Origin of the sequence: Flavobacterium saccharophilum, from assembly GCF_900142735.1 — a bacterium.
GTDB lineage: Bacteria > Bacteroidota > Bacteroidia > Flavobacteriales > Flavobacteriaceae > Flavobacterium > Flavobacterium saccharophilum.
In genome coordinates this window covers 127,646-145,889 of record NZ_FRBY01000002.1, presented here as the reverse complement: position 1 = coordinate 145,889, position 18,244 = coordinate 127,646, and the positions used below count along the sequence as shown (strand labels likewise).

The following is an 18,244-nucleotide window of genomic DNA, read 5'->3' as shown; positions in this document are numbered from 1 at the left end:
ATTCCAACAAACTTGAAACTTGAAACCTGAAACTTTTTTAACCTCTTCCAGATCAATCCGGTTCGTTCATGATTTTTTCACGGTATTTTTTACCGATCAATAAGGTCATATTCTTTTTATAGTCTTCAACCAGCCATTCACGGTAGTTTTTACTACATTGACTTAAACATTTTGCATAACGTTTAATACGGCATTCGATATCGTCATCAAGTTCTTTTCCTAATGATTTTGCTTCCTGCAAAGTCTCCGTATTATCCACACACATTGAAGCATGTTGTTCTAACGATTTGTCTAGTACTACTTTAGAACGTAAATTTTGTTTGATGATTAGTTTATGTTCTTCATCAACATCAAAAGTAACATCAGCAGTTTTACTGAATTTAGCTCTTAATTCTGGCGGCATACTGTATTTGAAATACAATTCAATTTCAGTATCATCACGTAGATTTTCTAAATAAAACTCAGGTGATTTAAAGATATGCTGCCAGTTTACCGGCTCACTCCATAAACCAAAACGTGCGGCATTGTTACCTAAATCGATAACCGTAAACTCGTCTTTACCCGGTAATTTACGAGATCCACGACCAATCATCTGATAGTATAAAGTTAATGATTTTGTTGCTCTGTTTAAGATAATAGTCTCAACAGTTGGCTCATCAAAACCGGTAGTCAAAATTCCAACAGATGTTAAAATGGCATCCGGAGTTTTTTTGAACCAGGCCAAAATATCTTTACGTTCTTCAGAACTACTTGTGTTATCAAGGTGTCTGATATCGTAACCAGCTTCTCTAAACGTTTCATACACATATAAAGAAGTATGGATACCGTTATTGAAAATCAAAGTTTTTTTACCTAAAGAACGCTCTGTATAAGCATGCAAAAGTTTCTCCTGCATGATTGTATTGGTATACAAATCATCAGATGATTTTACAGTATAATCTCCGTTGATACCTACTTTTAATGAAGTCAAACCGACGTCATAGCTGTAAGTTGTAGCACGAGCAAGGAAACCTTTGTCGATCAATGAACTGATGGTGTCACCCACAATAAGCTCATCATAACTCTGATGCATTGGTAATTTTATATTCGAACTCAAAGGTGTTGCTGTTACTCCAAGAATAAAAGCATTTTTGAATGAGTTTAATAATTTTCTAAATGAGTTGTAATGTGCCTCGTCAATAATCACCAAACCAATGTTATCAAGATGTAATTTCTCGTCATTGATACGGTTTTTTAAAGTCTCAACCATCGCCACAAAACAAGAATAATCGTTTTGATCAGGTAATTCTTTTACTTTACTATTGATTATTTTGTTGCTAACGCCAAAACCTTTAAGCATTTTTGAAGTTTGCTTACAAAGTTCGATACGGTGTGTTAGAACAACCACTTTTTTATCGTTATTAGCTAAATAACGACGAACGATTTCGGAAAAAATTACTGTTTTTCCACCACCTGTAGGTAATTGATACAATAAATGATGTTGAGCTGGAGCATTATCTAAACGTTCAAAAATGGCATCAATATCGCCTTTTTGGTATGCATAAAGTTCTTTTTTCTCTTCTCTTTCTATTTCTAAAGTGTTTTGAGACATTGTTTATTTTTGGATTTTTGCAAAAATACACCTAAAAAACAGTTATTCATCTTATTTTAACGTAAAATAAATGATTTTTTTAAATAAGATTTTTTATGAGAAGTCTTTTTATAAGTCGATTTTGTCCAAAATTGCCTCAAAATCATACTTGTTTTTCCATTTTTGTTGAATAGTTTGCTGTTGAATTTCTAAAATCCTTGTTTTAAATTCAGATAGAATTCCATTAGAGATTATAAAATTAACAGCCTGTTCGAAAGAATTAAACATACTTTTGTAAAACAATTCCTGCTTTACAAAATTTCCTAAAGAAAACGTTTGCGCAATTTCAATATTATACAACATCAAATCGGCAACAATAAAAGGATCAACTCCTAAAACAATAAAATGTTTGATCATTTTCTGAGCAACAGAACGACGCATTTTTGCTTTTGGGCGCCATTTGGCATTTGGTTTTTTGATTGGAAAATATTCATGAGAAATTTTTGTTTTACTTTCCTGTAAAAGTTTGTCTTCTTTTGGGTTGAAAACAAAATCATAAAAGGTTTTTACCGGAACAAATTTCTCATATAATTCAATAATTTGTTCTTCCAGTTGTTCCTTGTTTAATTCGGTTAAATATTTTTTTAAATCGCGCTTACTCATTATCAAAGTTTAAGAATACAAAAATAAATTAGTTTCTGTTTTCATGCCACAAAAACCAACCATAATACTTAATTTTGCTTGTATAATTTCAAAAAATAAATACATGCTCAAGATTTTCAAAGTTACTGCAATTTTAGAAGGAATCTCCTATTTAGTTTTATTCGCAAACATGCTTTTTATTAAAACCAACAACCCTGAACTTTACCATACCTTATTACGTCCGTTAGGAATGACGCACGGTGTATTGTTTATTGGTTATATTATTTTGGCTTTTTTATTGAAAAAATCTCAAAACTGGGATTTAAAAACATTTGGAATTATTTTGATAGCCTCTCTTATTCCGTTTGGAACTTTCTACATCGAGAAAAAATATTTAGAAAATAATGCATAAGCCTTTGGATAAAATATTTAACTTTTTATATCCGCTTTTTAGAGATTGGGGAATGAGTCGCAACTTTGCGTCTTATATCAGCCTTGTCTTTAATATTATCATTATGGTGGCATTGGCTTATGCCATTTATTATGTTGCAAAATTTGTTTTAGTGACTTTGACCGCCATTTTTGCTCAAAAAACCAAAACAAAGTTTGATGATTATTTAATTCACAATAAAACCACAAAATACACGGCATATTTAATTCCGTTTTTCTTTATCTATAAGGCTGTACCAATTATCTTGGATCGCTACGAATATTGGGAAACTCTTTTTGGAAAAATAGTGGGTATTTATATTGTTTTGATCAGTTTATGGATCATTAGAACAATTTTTAATGCCTTACGCGATTATCTAAAACAAAAACCGGAATACAGCGACAAACCGATCGACAGTTTCGTTCAGGTTATTATGATTGTGCTTTGGATTTTTGGAGTTGCGATGATTATTTCGACTTTGTTCGGAATCAAAAAAGGGGAATTACTTACTATTTTAGGGACACTTTCGGCAATTATCATCTTGATTTTCCGAGATACAATTTTAGGGTTTGTTTCCAGTGTTCAGGTTGCTATTAACGACATGGTCCGTATTGGCGACTGGATTACCATGGATAAATTTGGTGCCGATGGAGATGTAATCGAAATCAATCTAACAACTGTAAAAGTTCGAAATTTTGATAATACGATTACCACGATTCCAACGTATGCCTTGAGTTCAGATTCTTTTCAGAACTGGCGTGGTATGCAAAAATCTGATGGAAGACGTATTAAAAGACATGTTCTAATCAAAAGCAGCAGTATTCGTTTCTTGACAAATGAAGATTTAAATCAGATGAAAAAAGTGCAGCTTATTTCTTCTTATATCGTAACCAGACAGGCTGAGATTGAAAAATATAACGCAATTAATGGTATTGATAAAACCTTGTCGTTGAATGGTCGCAACATGACTAATTTAGGTTTGTTCCGAAAATATATTATGCAGTATTTAATTGATCATCCCGGATTGAATAAAAATATGCATATCATGTGTCGTCAACTGCAATCTACAGAACACGGCGTTCCTTTAGAAATTTATGCTTTTTCAAGCGATAAACGCTGGGCGAACTACGAATATATCATGGCCGATATTTTTGACCATGTAATGGCTTCTGTGGAATATTTTGATTTAGAAATATTCGAGTTGCCTTCAAAAATTGGAAGATTAGATTAACTTTTTTGGTTTGAACATAGCTTAACCGCAAAGTTCGCAAGGATTTACGCTATGAACGCAAAGTTAACACTTGCGAACCTTGCGAAAAAACCTTTGCGAACTTTGCGGTTAAGTACATTCCTATAACTTGAAACGTGACACGAGGCTTTAGCCGAATTGGCGAAGCAAACAAAGAAAACTTGAAACTTTATTTCTCCATCTTTTCAAAAACAAACTCTGAATTATTGTATTCAATAGGAACTTCTGGAAGAAAAAGCGGAAGATTGAAATAAGTTCCAATTACACCTTTTCCCAGAATCAGTTTATCATCCTTTTGTAATAAAGCGATTGGAATTCTTTTCCAGCTTCCTCCGTTAGAGATAAAATGAAAATCACCTCTAAGTGTGTCTCCATGCATATCCCCTCTTACATCGCCTGAATCTTTTCCGATTTTATGATATAGTATTTCATAACGTCCATAAAATCTTTTATCGTTGATATTGATATCTAAAATTGCAGTGTCTTTTCCATTCACGGCACGATACAAAACACGATTGTATTTATCTTTTTCTTCTTTAGAATTACAGGAAAATAAAAATGCAGACAATAGAGAAACGATTATAAAATTTTTAAGCATTAGGTGTGTTTTAAACTTAGTTAAAATGAACTTATATCACTTATATAGTGAAAAACTACAAACGATCTTTTACAAATTCGATTTGGGTTTTTCCGTGTGCTTTAGGTTTTCCATCTTCATCTAAATTAACCATTGTTGTGTGATCAATTGTAATGATGATTTCACGTGTCATCATGTTTCTTACGGCACATTTTAAAACTAGTGATGTATTTCCGAATTTAACAACGTCAATTCCAATTTCTACAATATCACCTTGGCGTGCAGAGCTTTTAAAATTGATTTCCGACATGTATTTGGTAACGACTCTGGTGTTTTCTAACTGAATAATGGTGTATAATGCCAGTTCTTCATCAATCCATGCCAATAATTTTCCGCCAAATAAAGTTCCGTTTGGATTTAAATCTTCGGGCTTGACCCACTTTCTGGTATGAAATCGCATAATTTTAATTTATATGAATAAAAATAGATTTTTTGTATTGGAATTTTTTCTAAATTTAAAGAAAAAACATGGCAGATAGAGACACTTTTTTAAGAGAATTCAGAGGCGAAACTTTAGGAACTGTAAGTGCTCAATCTTCAGCAGATGAGTTGTTTCAAAATCAGACGATTAGGCCTATTTTAAAACTGCAAAATGATTTGTTTATTGCGGTGTTTATCAACTATGTAAATAAAAACAAAGCCGATTTCTATTCGTACACTGTCGAAAAGAAGCTTCAGGTAATAGAAAACTCCATTCAGAAAGATATTAAATTCAGAAATTCTTTAAAAGGAATTGTGATGGCACTTTTTACAATTGAAGAATATGAAACTTACATTCAAAACTCTTCAAGTTTAAACAAAAGAATGATGAATTTATTGATTGACCGATTGAAAAGTCAGGTGCAATTGTTTGAATTGGAATCGAATTCGAATTAATCTTCTTTTATATAATGAATAATGAAAATAATTGCAAACGTGAAATTTGATTTAAATTTCACAACTGATTATGGACAATTTTATTTAAATGATAAAGATTCAACTGGAGATACTGGTTCAGAAGATTTTTGGTCAAGCCAAGCTTTTGTAGATAAAATTGCAATTGAAGAAGGAGTTTTAGGTATATCAATCGAAAATAGAGAAGGAATTGTAAAATGTGAACTTGAAATATTAAAATCCAAAAGTACTATTTTAGATTTTGATGATTTTGATCATGTGTGTGAGGCAAGTATAAAAATTGAATCTGGTTTTCTTCAGATTGTAGATTGCCCTTTTAATGAAATTGAATTAGAAACAGAGATAGAAAAAGGAGTTTATCGAGTTCGTGTTTATTCAAATAATTTAAAAGCTGCTTATTCTGAAAATCCAGCTGATTTTTATAAGATAGAAATGTGGAAAGAAGCTTTATCAGAGCGAAATGTTTTAAAAAGATATCTTGGTTAAAAAAAAAACTAATACATTGATTTGTAATATTTAATAATTAAAAAAAGGTTTGACGAGATTACAATCTCATCAAACCTTTTTAATTAAATTATCTTAGAAAGATTTATTCTTTAGACAACATCAATTCTTTAATATATTTTACCGGAGCACTTCCAAAACTTAGGAATTTTTCATGAAATTGCTTCAAATTAAATTTATCTCCTTCTTTTTTCTTAAGCTCTTCTCTCAGGTTGTAAATCTCTGTATATCCTGTAAAATAAGAACACAATTGTACTTGAGATAATGTTACGCGCTTCCACTTCCCTTCTGCTTCTGCTTGTTGCTGAAAAGCTTCTCTGGTAAGTAGAATCATAGCTTCTTCCTTAGACATGTCTTTTGTGTGAACACTGTTGTCCAATATGGTATTGCAGGTTGTTCTTAAATTCCATTTGTAATACATCAACCACATTTCATCAGAATTTTTGTAACCGCTCTCCAGCATCATTTTTTCAGCATAAACGGCCCAGCCTTCTACCATTGCACCATTTCCTAAAATAGATTTTATGATACTTGGTGATTGATTACTATAGACTAGTTGCGTATAATGCCCCGGAATGGCTTCGTGAATGTTTAAAATTTGAAGGATATAATCGTTGTATTCACGTAAATAACTTTCAGCATTTTCAGCCGTCCAACCCGACATGCTTCCTACGTTGTAATAGGTATTGGCATTTTTATCATAAGGTCCTGGCGCCGAAATTGAAGCACCGGCAACACCTGCCATATAAGCTGGTTCTTTACGAACAACCAACGGTTTTGATGGATCTATGTATAATAAATCTTTGGCTTTAACGTATGCTGTTAATTCTGGAATCTGCTTTTCAATTTCTGATTGAAATTTCTCAGGACTTGTATGTTGCAACGAAATTTTATCAATTACCTGTTTGATTAAATCCAGTTTGTCAGCTGGTTTTGGCGCGTTTCCTTTATATTTCCCCCAAAGTTTATCAGCCAAAACAAACATTTTATCGTGCAAGTCATTTTTATGATCAACAGCAATTTTATAAATTTCGTCAGCAGTATAACTAGACTGAATGTCAAAATTGAATTTTTTAGCATACAAATCAGAACCCAATCTAAAAGAACGAGGTGTCTTATTTGGTAGATTTTGCAGCCATTCTGCATAATCTTTAATCGCTTTTATTGAAACTTTTGCCTTTTCCTGCATTTCTTTTTTCTCAGCAGCACTCAATTTGCTTTTTGCAAGCGCATCGTTTAAATCAGCTTCAAAAACTGTAGAACCTCCAATGTTTTGTGCAATGGCAAGTTCTGTATGTTCAATTGTTGGGTTTTTAATATTTTTTTTGGCAGCTTCGTAATAAGCCGGAATAGCATTCATTTTAATATTAAAAGCACGCAAACGAACTTCTAATGAATCATAGTTTCCGTTTAAAATTTCTGCGAAAGCGCCACAAACATTGTATTCAGAAGGATTCCACTCAGATGATTTTAATTCTTTAATACTAAAGATTGAAGCCTCTAGTTGATTTTTAATCATTTGAAAGTCAGTTTTATTGTTGTCAGACAAACTTTCAATATCGTATTTTTTTAAGGAGTCCAACTGGGCATTGGCAAAATCGAGTTGTACTTTTGTTTCATTGGCATCAGGAACAACCAAAACGCTGTCTAATTTATGATAACCAACGCCCGAAGCCCAACCGGGATTTATTTTCCATAAATCGAGAACAAATCTATCTTTGTACTTATCAAATTTTTGGTCTAAAGCTTTATCTGTAGTGATTTTAGTGCTTTTATTACAGGAAAAAAGTAATGAAATGGCAAAAATTGAAACAAACAGTTTTTTCATAAGTTAATTTATTTTGTGCTTTAAAGATAGAAAAAAAGTTCATCCTTCCGCAATATACTTTTTGTACTTAATATTTCAATAAATCGAATAAAACGGCTTCAAAACGGTTTTTAGGTAAGAATTGATCTTCTAGTGCTTTTGTAAACGGAATTGGAGAATCTAAACTGGCGACTCTTTTTACCGGAGCATCCAGATATTCAAAGCATTCCTCCATAATTAGAGCTGAAATATCGCTGGCAATTCCACCAAACATAGTGTCTTCCTGATAAATAATAACTTTTCCGGTCTTTCTTACTGAGGCATAAATAGTTTCGGTATCTAAAGGCTGAAGTGTTCTTAAGTCTATTAAATCAGCATCGATTTCAGGATTTTTTTCTAAAGTTTCTAACGCCCAGTGAACAGGAGCTCCAAAAGCAATGATAGTTACGTTATTTCCTTCTTTTAAAACTGCTGCTTTTCCTAATGGAATGGTGTAATAATCTGTTGGAACATCTTGATACACGCTTCTGTATAATTGCTTATGTTCAAAAAATAAAACCGGATTAGGATCATTTATTGAACTATTCAACAAACCTTTTGCATCGTAAGGAAAAGCCGGATAAACTACCTTCAAACCTGGAGTTTTGGTGAACCAGGCTTCGTTTGTCTGAGAATGAAAAGGTCCCGCCTGAGTACCGCCTCCACATGGCATACGAACCACAACGTCGGCTTTTTCGCCCCAACGGTAATGTGATTTTGCCAGTAAATTCACGATCGGATTAAATCCTGTTGAAACAAAATCAGCAAACTGCATTTCTACTATTGCTTTGTAACCATTAATTGATAATCCCATTCCCGCAGAAACTATGGCACTTTCACAAATTGGCGTATTGCGAACTCTGTCTTTTCCAAAAAACTCAACAAAGCCATCTGTAATTTTAAAAGCACCACCATATTCGGCAATATCCTGACCCATAATAATCAGGTTCTTGTGCTTTTGCATGGATTGCTCCAAACTATTTCGTATTGCGTCAATAAACCGAATATTTTTGATTTCTGAAGATGGATTAACTTCCTCATAAATAAAGGATTTATAAACATCATCTAATTCTCCGCTATAAGTTGGGATAATTTCGGGTTCAGCATTTGAAATGGCTAAATTTTCATCAATTTCCTTTTTGATTTCCTCATGAAGCTGCTCATCAAACTCAGCTGTTAAAACACCAATTTTAGTCAAATAATCGCGGTAATTTGTCACCGGATCTTTTACAGCCCATTCGTCCATCAAGTCCTGAGGAACATATTTGGTACCGCTTGCTTCTTCGTGTCCACGCATTCTAAAAGTTTTAAATTCTAATAAAACCGGATGCGGATCATTTTGCATTTGTTCTTTTAATTCTGAAAGTTTGTTATAGACTTCCAGAATATTATTTCCATCAATAATATGACTCTCCATGCCATAGCCAATTCCTTTATCAGCAAGGTTTGTGCATTGATATTGTTCGTTTGTTGGTGTTGAAAGCCCGTAACCATTATTTTCTATAATAAACATAACTGGTAATTTCCATACTGCAGCAATATTTAGCGCTTCGTGAAAATCTCCTTCACTCGTAGCGCCTTCACCTGTAAAGACGGCAGTTATTTTTTTATTGTTTTGAAGTTTATTGGCTAATGCAATCCCGTCTGCGACTCCTAATTGCGGACCCAAATGCGAAATCATTCCTATGATTTTATATTCCTGAGTTCCAAAGTGAAAACTGCGATCCCTTCCTTTTGTAAAACCATCTGCCTTACCCTGCCATTGAGAAAATAAGCGGTTTAAAGGAATATCTCGTGTAGTGAAAACGCCTAAATTCCGGTGCATTGGTAAAACATATTCGGACTCATCCAAAACAGACGTCACTCCCACCGCAATTGCTTCCTGTCCTATTCCGGAAAACCATTTAGACACTTTTCCCTGGCGAATAAGGATTAACATCTTTTCTTCGATCAAACGGGGTTTAAGAAGCTTTTTATATAATTCCAATAATTTTGCGTCGGTAAGGTCTTGTCTGTAAAAGATCATAATTTGGGTTCGTTTTTTTAGTCTTTCAAATATAGAAATATATAACAATTTTATTTGTTTTTGTTATATATTTTTTATTTTAATATAACTTTTAAAATTCAATTCTAAAATATTCTCTACCTTTGTTATTGAAAGGTTTTATGACACCTTTCTTCTTAAAATAAAAATGTAAAGTATGCAAAACATTCCTAGTGTAGACTTACGTGATTTCCTTTCGGACGACCCGAAACGTAAACAAAAATTTGTAAATGAAATCGGCAGTGCATTTGAAAACATTGGCTTCGTAGCCCTAAAAGGTCATTTTCTTGACGACCAGTTAGTAGACGAGCTTTATAGCGAAATTAGAAAATTTTTCGCTTTGCCAGTAGAAACTAAGCATAATTATGAAATTCCCGGTATTGGCGGACAAAGAGGTTATGTATCTTTTGGAAAAGAGCATGCTAAAGGCCGCAAAGAGGGAGATTTGAAAGAATTTTGGCATTTTGGTCAGTATGTTGACAAAGATTCAAAATATGCTTCAGAATACCCTGAAAATGTTGAAGTAAAAGAATTACCACGTTTTAATGTTGTTGGTAAAGATGCGTACCAAATGCTTGAAAAAACAGGTGTTTACGTATTGAGAGCTTTAGCGTTGCATTTAGGTTTAGACGAGTTTTATTTTGATCAATATGCTAAAGATGGAAACTCAATTTTAAGACCAATTCATTATCCTCCAATCACTTCTGAACCAGAAAATGCGATTCGCGCAGCTGCTCACGGTGATATTAACCTGATTACACTTTTAATGGGTGCGCAGGGGAAAGGACTTCAGGTACAAAACCATGATGGAGAATGGATTGACGCGATCGCAGCAGATGACGAATTAGTAATTAATGTTGGAGATATGTTATCAAGACATACCAATAACAAACTAAAATCAACGATTCACCAGGTTGTAAATCCACCGAGAGAATTATGGGGAACATCTCGTTTTTCTGTACCGTTTTTTATGCATCCTGTAAGTGATATGCGTTTAGATTGTTTAGAAAATTGTATTGGTGCAGAAAACCCAAAGAAATTTGAAGATATAACAGCGGGAGATTATTTATACGAACGTTTAGTAGATTTAGGTTTAATTAAAAAATAAACTTATTAAATTTCAATATTAAAATTCCAAATTCCAATTCAACTTGGAGTTTGGAATTTGATTTTTATGAACTATATTTATTGGAATTTATTTTTTTAGAATAAAAAATTTATGGACTTACAAGATCAATTAAAAAATTTATTTCCTGATCACGTCGAATCAAATGAGCCTGAAGAAATCCAGGAACAAGAGCATGTGCTGTATGTTCAGAAAGAACCTATGATCTGCAAATTTGAAAAGAGAAAAGGAAAAGCAACCACAATAATTGAAGGTTACGAAGGATCTGATGAAGATTTTAAGATTCTGGCGAAAGAAATTAAAACCAAACTAAGTGTTGGCGGAACTTTTAAAGATGATTCCATCATCATTCAGGGAGATTATCGTGACAAAATCATGGCCATATTAAAAGAAAAAGGCTTTAAAACAAAAAGAGTTGGAGGGTAAAAATGTTTTTTAGTTTCAAGTTTCAAGTTGTTCGTGAAGTTAGAAAACCTTAGAACCTTAGCCACTCAGAATCTTAGCACCTCAAAAAAAATGATAAAACAATCAGAATTAATACTAAATCCAGACGGAAGTGTTTACCACTTAAACCTTCGTCCTGAGCATATTGCAAACGATATAATTTTTGTGGGAGATCAAAATAGAGTTGAAAAAATTACTCAGTTTTTTGATACCATTGAATTTTCAACACAAAAAAGAGAGTTTAAAACTCAAACCGGAACTTATAAAGGAAAACGAATTTCTGTAATGTCTACTGGAATTGGTCCTGACAATATTGATATTGTTTTGAATGAATTAGATGCTTTAGTGAACATCGATTTAGAAACACGTCAGCCAAAAGAGAACTTGACTTCTTTGAATATCATCAGAATTGGAACTTCAGGTTCTTTACACGCTGATATTCCTGTAGATAGTTTTGTAATGTCAAAATTCGGACTTGGGCTAGATAATATGCTTCGCTCCTATTTAATTGATGATGTTTCGCAAGATGCATTGGAAGATGCTTTTATTATGCATACCAATTGGGATATCCGCAAAGGAAGACCTTATGCTATTCCATGTTCTGAAGCATTAGAAAAAATTATTGAATCAGATAAAATGTTTAAAGGAATTACAGCGACTGCCGGTGGATTTTATGGTCCCCAAGGCCGCGTATTGCGTTTAAATATTCAGGATGAGGAATTGAACAATAAAATGGATAATTTTAATTTTGACGATCAAAGAATTACCAATTTAGAAATGGAAACAGCTGCTATTTACGGACTTTCTGCACTTTTAGGTCATAATGCACTATCTTTAAATGCTATTATTGCCAATCGTGCTTCCGGAACTTTTAGCGAAGATCCATACAAAGCTGTAGATGCGCTTATTGCGTATACATTGAATAAGTTGGCTCAGAAGTAATTAGAAAATTGGTCAATTAGAAAATTAGATAATTAATGCAAAACGCTATTCTTAAATTTGATCAATTGTTGAGTGAAAATTCAGAATATTTCCCAACAATTGATTCCGTTATATTAGAAGAAAGAAAACCTGGAAAGTGGTCTAAGAAAGAAGTTTTGGGGCATTTAATTGATTCTGCAGTTCATAATTTAGTTCGTTTTACAGAAATAAATTATGCGGCAAAACCTTATCGTCACAGACCTTACAATCAGATCGATTTAGTCAATATAAATCAGTATCAGACAAAAGATATTAACGAATTAAACGAATTGTGGCTTTCGTTAAACAAGCAAATCATCAGAATTATGAAATCTGTTGATGAAGAAGCTTTAGATTATAAAATTATCCTAAGCGATGAATCTGTTATTGATTTAAGATTTCTAATGACAGATTACGTAGCACATTTGGAACATCATATTAATCAAATTAGATCCTAAATTATGTTTTTAAGAGTTGCCCGACATACGAATGATTTAGAGAGAATTGAAAAATTTTATGTTGATATTCTCGGTTTTGAACGATTAGGAGGTTTTCAGAATCACAATAATTACGATGGTGTTTTTATTGGAAAATCGGGTTTGGACTGGCATTTTGAATTTACACAATCTAACTCAAAAGCAAAACATACTTTTGATGAAGAAGATGTAATTGTGCTTTATCCGAAAACAATTTTAGATTATAATGAATTAGAAAATAAGCTTATACGCAATTCTATTTCAATAATAGCTGCAATTAACCCGTTTTGGAATGAAAATGGCAAAATGTTTCAGGATCCTGACGGATATCGAATTGTTATCTCACCGTTGAAGGCAATTATTGATGAAATTAATTAGACAAAATTAATTAGATAATTAGTCAATTTGAAAATTAGATAATTATAAACATCACTCGAAAATATTTAGAGAGATGAGCTTAAAAAAAGTATAACTAACATAATGGCAGACACACATAAAAAAATTTTATTTAAATATTACAGCGATTTTTTAGGAGAAACAGTTTCGGAAACCATGTGGGCGGAAATTATTAATTTGGAGAAGGGATTTTTCAGATTAGATAATATTCCGTTTTTTGGTGCCTCAATCGCAACAGCAGATCTTTTTTATGCTGAATACGATGAAAATGAAAAGAATTACATTTATCTGGAAACCATTGAACATTCAGGAAATTCAATTGTTCAGATTTTAATTTTAGAAAAGGACTTTGATAAAGAAGTTATCAGAGAAAAATTAAAGGTTATTAATTGTTTATCAGAAAGCCTGAACGATACCTTTATGGCTGTCGAAATAGCAAGAGATATTGACTATTTGATTGTGAAAAATATCCTAAAAGAATACGAAGCGCAGGAAATTATAGAATTTGCGGAGCCTTACATTTCAGAAAAACACAGAGCAGACTTACTAAAAAACTAAACAAACTTAAAATACGCATACCAAACAACTTAACTTAAACTTAAACTAATGAAAACTGTAAAAATTGTAGGTGTTCCCGAACACTTCAATTTGCCATGGCAACTATGCATTGAAAATGGCGAATTTGAAGCAGAAAATATTGATTTACAATGGAAGAATATCCCTGAAGGTACAGGTAAAATGTGTCAGATGTTGCGTGATGGTGAAGCGGATATTGCCGTTATTTTAACAGAAGGAATTGTAAAAGATATTGTTGCAGGAAATCCAAGTAAAATTGTTCAGATTTATGTACAATCTCCTCTAATTTGGGGAATTCACGTTGCTGCAAAATCAGATTTTCAATCGGTTAAAGACCTTAAAGATAAAAAAGTAGCAATTTCGAGATTAGGCTCAGGTTCGCAATTAATGGCTTACGTTAATGCACATGACCAAGGCTGGGAATCAGATGATCTGCAATTTGAAATTATAAACACCATTGATGGCGCTGTTGAAGCTTTGACAAACGGTACTGCCGATTATTTTATGTGGGAACGTTTTATGACGAAACCACTTGTTGATCAGGGAATTTTTAGACGTGTTGGCGACTGCCCTACTCCATGGCCATCATTTGTGATTACTGTTCGCGATGAGTTTTTGAAAAAGAATCCAAAAATCGTGGAGAAAATTCTTGAAATAATCAATAAAACAACGCACGATTTTGCACAGATTCCGGATATTGACAAAACTCTGGCTGATCTCTTCAATCAAAAAGTTGAAGATATTCAGGAATGGTTAAAACTGACAAAATGGTCTCAAAAACATTTAAGCGAAAAAGCATTTGATAAAATTCAAAATCAATTATTTGATCTGGGAATTATTGATAAAAAAAGTACTTTTGTTGAAACGGTAAAAGCGCTGTAAAAACTGCTTTTAATTCTTATGATGAAATTCCCTAAAATCGACTTTCCGCTATTAAAATCCAAATTACAGGTGAAATCACCCTGGGATAGGATTATTATTATGCTGTTGAGTCTTTTAATTACCATTCCGGTTTTCATCATTCTGCATCAAAATTTAATCGATCTGAAATGGGCATTCAATTTAGATCGTGTTTTTATTTTTATAATCGTTTTCGCGGCTATATTTTTTTCTTTAATGTTGCTGCGAACGATTATTATTCTATGTATTGCTTTGTATTTGTTGGTTTTGTTTTACGGGACTGTTATTGGAAATTATGGTTTCAATGAAATTTCTGAAGACTACAATTCGATGATTTATACCATGTCTGATAATCCATTTCCACAAGATATTATTGCGGCAAAACTGCTTCCTTTTCCAAATAAATCGAAAATTATAAATGCCATAGAATATCAAAATCCGAAAGTTCGAAATTTTGCTATCATGGCTACAACTAAGCATTTTAAAAACGTTAAAGGATATTCAGACTACAGAACCATAGTTCAGTGTTTTGCTGTCTTTAAAGAGATCAATAGTCGTTGGAATTATGTAAATGACCCAAAGGAAGGGGATTATATTGCGACTGCCAGTGAATCGTTGGAATATTTTTCAGGAGATTGCGACGACCATTCTATCTTAATGGCCGCTGCAGTGCGTTCTATTGGAGGAACGCCTAGACTTATACACACAAAAGGACACATTTATCCTGAAATTTTGATTGGTTCTTTAATTGATTTGGAAAAAGTCAATTATCTTATCAAAAACGTGCTTTTTGTAAAAGAAAGTTATGGCAAAAGAATTCATTATCATATTGATGATCGTGGTCAGGTATGGATGAATCTCGACTATACCGCTACTTATCCCGGTGGGCCATTTTTATATGAAGAGATTTTAGGGGCTCTTACATTGAACTAGTTTTTAGCCTTAAAAAGAAATTTAAAAAGTACATCTTAGAGTAGTAAAAGTCTAATTATTAGATATTTTCCTAGAAAAATATAAAACGAATATATTTTTTTTGTAACTTTTCATGTTTAATTTTTAATCTCAAAACCATGAAAAAATCTAAATTATTTATCCTCGGAATTACATTGTTGACCTTATTAATGATTTCATGCCACAACAAAAGAAATAAATTGGTAAATTCCTGGAAAATAACAGCTGTTGAAAGTAATCACGTAGCACTTACGGATTCAGCAAAACATGTTATTTTAACCTCTGGAAATCTAACTTTCACAGAAGACGGGCATGTAACGGGATTCTTATTACAGCCAATTACAAATGGTACCTATGCCTTAACAAAAAAAGGGAAAAGTTTAATTATTAAAGACGAAACTGGTACACCGTTTCCAAGCGAAAGCACTATTACTGATGATGAGCTGATATTAAAATTAAAAGAAGTAAAAATTACACTTAAGAAAATTTAAGTACGAATTCATTTTTCAGCAATTTAAAATAAAAGAATAACATACCACAAAATACAACAACTCCTAATAAACTAGTTATTGGGAGTTTTTTTGTTTAAAAACCAGACATTTTATCTTAAATTTGAGTTTTCCCTTTTAAACAAAAAGATGCTTCAGATTGTAGAAAAAAATAAAAATCACATTGCTGATTTACAAAGAATATTTCTGGAAGTACGCCAAAAAACATTTTATTGGCTGGATACTCAAAATTATAATCTTACTGATTTTGATCATGAAACTCAAGCTGAGTTTGTTCTAGTTGCTCTTTTTGACAGTAAGGTAGTCGGATTTATTTCGTTATGGCTTCCGGGAAATTTTATTCATCATTTTTATATTGACGAAGAATATCAGCAACATAAAATTGGATCCAAATTGCTTGAAGAAGCGATCCTGGTAATGAAAAATCCAATTACATTAAAATGTCTTGAAAAGAATACCAGGGCCGTTGAATTTTATAAAAAGAAAGGCTTTGTTGTGACAGAGAAAGGTATTTCTGATCATGGCGATTATTTTCTGTTTACGCTTCATGAAAAAGACTAAAAGAAAAGCCCTAAGAACTATTTGAGTTCTTAGGGCTTTTTAAATTTTATTATTGAGTTTATTTTACTTCAGATAAACCTCGGGTCAACCAGCCTCTCTTGTTGGCTGTTGCAATAGCATACGGCGTAATCCAGAACAAACTGAAAGTATAGAAAATGCTGTATGAATACGCCCAGAAAGCTTCAGATAAACTATATCTTTTTGCATAGAATAATACCGAGAAACTCGAAACTATCAAAATACTTAAAAGTGTAGAGCTAAAGAATAATATTGGGTGTATTGCAATAAAAAATAACATAAATAATAGGAACGGATAAGCCATAACAATCTTTAATGATTGATTTAAAAATAAAAGACGGGCACCAAATTTAGATTCTTTTCTAAAATCCTTGAAAACATATTGAGCCATCATGATATTCTCACGTACATTGCTTCTTCCCCATCTGATAAACATTTTGTACAAACCAACATATTCTTCAGGAACATTCGTAAGTACAACTGCATTTCTTTGGAATAAAACGTGCAATCCTTGTTTTAAAATCATATTGGTCATAGCGCGGTCTTCACCAATGTCTGATGGCTGTCCCATAAAAGTCTGATCAATCCATTCCGGTAGACAATTAAGAACTGCATCACGTCTATAAGCTGCTGCTGCACCGGGAGTACAAAGCACTGAACCTAACATACTCTCTGCAGAACGCATGAACTCGAAACTCATTACAAAACTCACATTTAGCATTTTTGGCAATAAAGCTTTTTTATTGTTTAGAACGTGAACATTTCCTGCAACTGCACCACATTTTTTATCAACAACAAATGGACTAACAAGATTTCTTAAAGTATCTTTCTTAACAATTGAATCACTGTCAACAGTTACAAAAATTTCTCCTGTACCAAGTTCAAATCCACGGTATAAAGCATGGCGTTTTCCTTTGTTTTCCGGCTGTTGGTAAATCTCCAAACGATCTCCTAATTTTAATTTGGCTTGTTGCATCCAGTACCAGGTATCATCTTTACTTCCATCATCGATGGCTAACAACTGTAGTTTTTGTTCTGGAAAATCACTATTTGCAAGACTTAATAAAGTGTCCCATACTAATTTTCCTTCGTTATATGCCGGTACAATTACAGTACAGGTTGGCAACAATTCATCAGTAACGGATTCAATTGGTTTGTATTTAAAATATAGGTATAAATTATATAGAAATGAACCTGTCTGAAAGAAAAACAAGGCTCCTGTTAAAATTAAAAAAGGCAGACCCCAGGCAGAATTTATTCTGTCAATATGAAATTGATCAAAGTCTGATTGTAATTTATAAACTATAAAAGAGCCCGCAAGCATTAATGCAAATGTGCCCAGTAGTACAATAAAACTTAATGGATTTACGTTTTTCTTAAAATCTTTATGAGAATATTGATTGTTTATATTAAAGATTGAGCTGTTTAATGGTAGTTCACTTTTGCTTGAAGTGTAAAATTGTTCCTGAATAATTGTTTCGCTTTTCATAATGGCAATTGCTGTTTCTTAA

Annotated in this window: 21 protein-coding genes; 14 read left to right on the top strand and 7 right to left on the bottom strand. The window is 32.7% G+C overall.

Going from position 1 to position 18,244, the window contains the following annotated elements:
* Nucleotides 1-52: 52 nt before the first annotated feature.
* Together BUA98_RS06085 and BUA98_RS06080 are read right to left on the bottom strand one after the other, a co-directional pair.
* Entirely contained in the window at nucleotides 53-1,591 is a 1,539-nt protein-coding gene (locus BUA98_RS06085; protein WP_072970745.1) for a DEAD/DEAH box helicase, read from the bottom strand.
* A 108-nt stretch (nucleotides 1,592-1,699) separates the two neighbouring features.
* The gene (locus BUA98_RS06080) at nucleotides 1,700-2,233 is read right to left on the bottom strand and encodes a DUF6155 family protein (RefSeq protein ID WP_072970744.1); all 534 of its coding nucleotides are present in this window, start codon (nucleotides 2,231-2,233) and stop codon (nucleotides 1,700-1,702) included.
* 103 nt (nucleotides 2,234-2,336) lie between these two features.
* On the opposite strand from BUA98_RS06080, the gene BUA98_RS06075 reads away from it, so the two are divergent.
* Nucleotides 2,337-2,624, top strand: coding sequence for a DUF3817 domain-containing protein (locus tag BUA98_RS06075; RefSeq protein ID WP_072970743.1), 288 nt, complete (start codon nucleotides 2,337-2,339; stop codon nucleotides 2,622-2,624).
* Nucleotides 2,617-3,873, top strand: coding sequence for a mechanosensitive ion channel family protein (locus tag BUA98_RS06070; RefSeq protein WP_072970742.1), 1,257 nt, complete (start codon nucleotides 2,617-2,619; stop codon nucleotides 3,871-3,873). The genes BUA98_RS06075 and BUA98_RS06070 overlap by 8 nt, the downstream gene beginning before the upstream one ends.
* Before the next feature lie 187 nt (nucleotides 3,874-4,060).
* Here BUA98_RS06070 and BUA98_RS06065 read toward each other — a convergent pair whose 3' ends face one another.
* The gene (locus tag BUA98_RS06065; RefSeq protein WP_072970741.1) at nucleotides 4,061-4,489 is read right to left on the bottom strand and encodes a hypothetical protein; all 429 of its coding nucleotides are present in this window, start codon (nucleotides 4,487-4,489) and stop codon (nucleotides 4,061-4,063) included.
* 55 nt (nucleotides 4,490-4,544) lie between these two features.
* A complete protein-coding gene (locus BUA98_RS06060) occupies nucleotides 4,545-4,928 on the bottom strand; it encodes an acyl-CoA thioesterase (RefSeq protein ID WP_072970740.1) in 384 nt (127 codons plus the stop codon).
* A gap of 68 nt (nucleotides 4,929-4,996) precedes the next feature.
* Here BUA98_RS06060 and BUA98_RS06055 point away from each other — a divergent pair, with 68 nt between their 5' ends.
* A complete protein-coding gene (locus tag BUA98_RS06055) occupies nucleotides 4,997-5,404 on the top strand; it encodes a hypothetical protein (RefSeq protein WP_026985104.1) in 408 nt (135 codons plus the stop codon).
* 21 nt (nucleotides 5,405-5,425) lie between these two features.
* Nucleotides 5,426-5,908 carry a hypothetical protein gene (locus tag BUA98_RS06050; protein WP_072970739.1) on the top strand — a complete coding sequence of 161 codons (483 nt, stop codon included), beginning with the start codon at nucleotides 5,426-5,428 and terminating at the stop codon, nucleotides 5,906-5,908.
* A 103-nt stretch (nucleotides 5,909-6,011) separates the two neighbouring features.
* Here BUA98_RS06050 and BUA98_RS06045 read toward each other — a convergent pair whose 3' ends face one another.
* Together BUA98_RS06045 and BUA98_RS06040 are read right to left on the bottom strand one after the other, a co-directional pair.
* Nucleotides 6,012-7,754: a DUF885 domain-containing protein gene (locus BUA98_RS06045; protein WP_072970738.1), complete on the bottom strand. Its 1,743-nt coding sequence runs from the start codon at nucleotides 7,752-7,754 to the stop codon at nucleotides 6,012-6,014.
* Nucleotides 7,755-7,821: 67 nt separating this feature from the next.
* Nucleotides 7,822-9,798 carry an alpha-ketoacid dehydrogenase subunit alpha/beta gene (locus BUA98_RS06040; RefSeq protein ID WP_072970737.1) on the bottom strand — a complete coding sequence of 659 codons (1,977 nt, stop codon included), beginning with the start codon at nucleotides 9,796-9,798 and terminating at the stop codon, nucleotides 7,822-7,824.
* A gap of 175 nt (nucleotides 9,799-9,973) precedes the next feature.
* On the opposite strand from BUA98_RS06040, the gene BUA98_RS06035 reads away from it, so the two are divergent.
* The 10 genes from BUA98_RS06035 (at nucleotide 9,974) to BUA98_RS05990 (ending at nucleotide 16,715) form a co-directional block, all read left to right on the top strand.
* Nucleotides 9,974-10,924 carry an isopenicillin N synthase family dioxygenase gene (locus BUA98_RS06035; RefSeq protein ID WP_072970736.1) on the top strand — a complete coding sequence of 317 codons (951 nt, stop codon included), beginning with the start codon at nucleotides 9,974-9,976 and terminating at the stop codon, nucleotides 10,922-10,924.
* A gap of 111 nt (nucleotides 10,925-11,035) precedes the next feature.
* Nucleotides 11,036-11,368, top strand: a complete 333-nt coding sequence (locus BUA98_RS06030; RefSeq protein WP_056191272.1) for a translation initiation factor — start codon at nucleotides 11,036-11,038, stop codon at nucleotides 11,366-11,368.
* Between the two features lie 90 nt (nucleotides 11,369-11,458).
* Nucleotides 11,459-12,328, top strand: a complete 870-nt coding sequence (locus BUA98_RS06025) for a nucleoside phosphorylase (RefSeq protein ID WP_072970735.1) — start codon at nucleotides 11,459-11,461, stop codon at nucleotides 12,326-12,328.
* Between the two features lie 35 nt (nucleotides 12,329-12,363).
* Nucleotides 12,364-12,804: a DinB family protein gene (locus BUA98_RS06020; protein ID WP_072970734.1), complete on the top strand. Its 441-nt coding sequence runs from the start codon at nucleotides 12,364-12,366 to the stop codon at nucleotides 12,802-12,804.
* A 3-nt stretch (nucleotides 12,805-12,807) separates the two neighbouring features.
* A complete protein-coding gene (locus BUA98_RS06015; protein WP_072970733.1) occupies nucleotides 12,808-13,200 on the top strand; it encodes a VOC family protein in 393 nt (130 codons plus the stop codon).
* A 102-nt stretch (nucleotides 13,201-13,302) separates the two neighbouring features.
* A complete protein-coding gene (locus tag BUA98_RS06010; RefSeq protein ID WP_072970732.1) occupies nucleotides 13,303-13,776 on the top strand; it encodes a DUF4265 domain-containing protein in 474 nt (157 codons plus the stop codon).
* A 48-nt stretch (nucleotides 13,777-13,824) separates the two neighbouring features.
* Nucleotides 13,825-14,676, top strand: a complete 852-nt coding sequence (locus tag BUA98_RS06005) for a substrate-binding domain-containing protein (protein ID WP_072970731.1) — start codon at nucleotides 13,825-13,827, stop codon at nucleotides 14,674-14,676.
* 18 nt (nucleotides 14,677-14,694) lie between these two features.
* Nucleotides 14,695-15,627: a transglutaminase-like domain-containing protein gene (locus BUA98_RS06000; RefSeq protein WP_072970730.1), complete on the top strand. Its 933-nt coding sequence runs from the start codon at nucleotides 14,695-14,697 to the stop codon at nucleotides 15,625-15,627.
* A gap of 137 nt (nucleotides 15,628-15,764) precedes the next feature.
* A complete protein-coding gene (locus tag BUA98_RS05995; RefSeq protein WP_072970729.1) occupies nucleotides 15,765-16,136 on the top strand; it encodes a hypothetical protein in 372 nt (123 codons plus the stop codon).
* A gap of 147 nt (nucleotides 16,137-16,283) precedes the next feature.
* Nucleotides 16,284-16,715: a GNAT family N-acetyltransferase gene (locus BUA98_RS05990; RefSeq protein ID WP_072970728.1), complete on the top strand. Its 432-nt coding sequence runs from the start codon at nucleotides 16,284-16,286 to the stop codon at nucleotides 16,713-16,715.
* Between the two features lie 58 nt (nucleotides 16,716-16,773).
* Here the strand turns inward: BUA98_RS05990 and BUA98_RS05985 are convergent, their stop codons facing one another.
* Nucleotides 16,774-18,222 carry a glycosyltransferase family 2 protein gene (locus BUA98_RS05985; RefSeq protein WP_072970727.1) on the bottom strand — a complete coding sequence of 483 codons (1,449 nt, stop codon included), beginning with the start codon at nucleotides 18,220-18,222 and terminating at the stop codon, nucleotides 16,774-16,776.
* Between the last annotated feature and the right edge of the window lie 22 nt (nucleotides 18,223-18,244).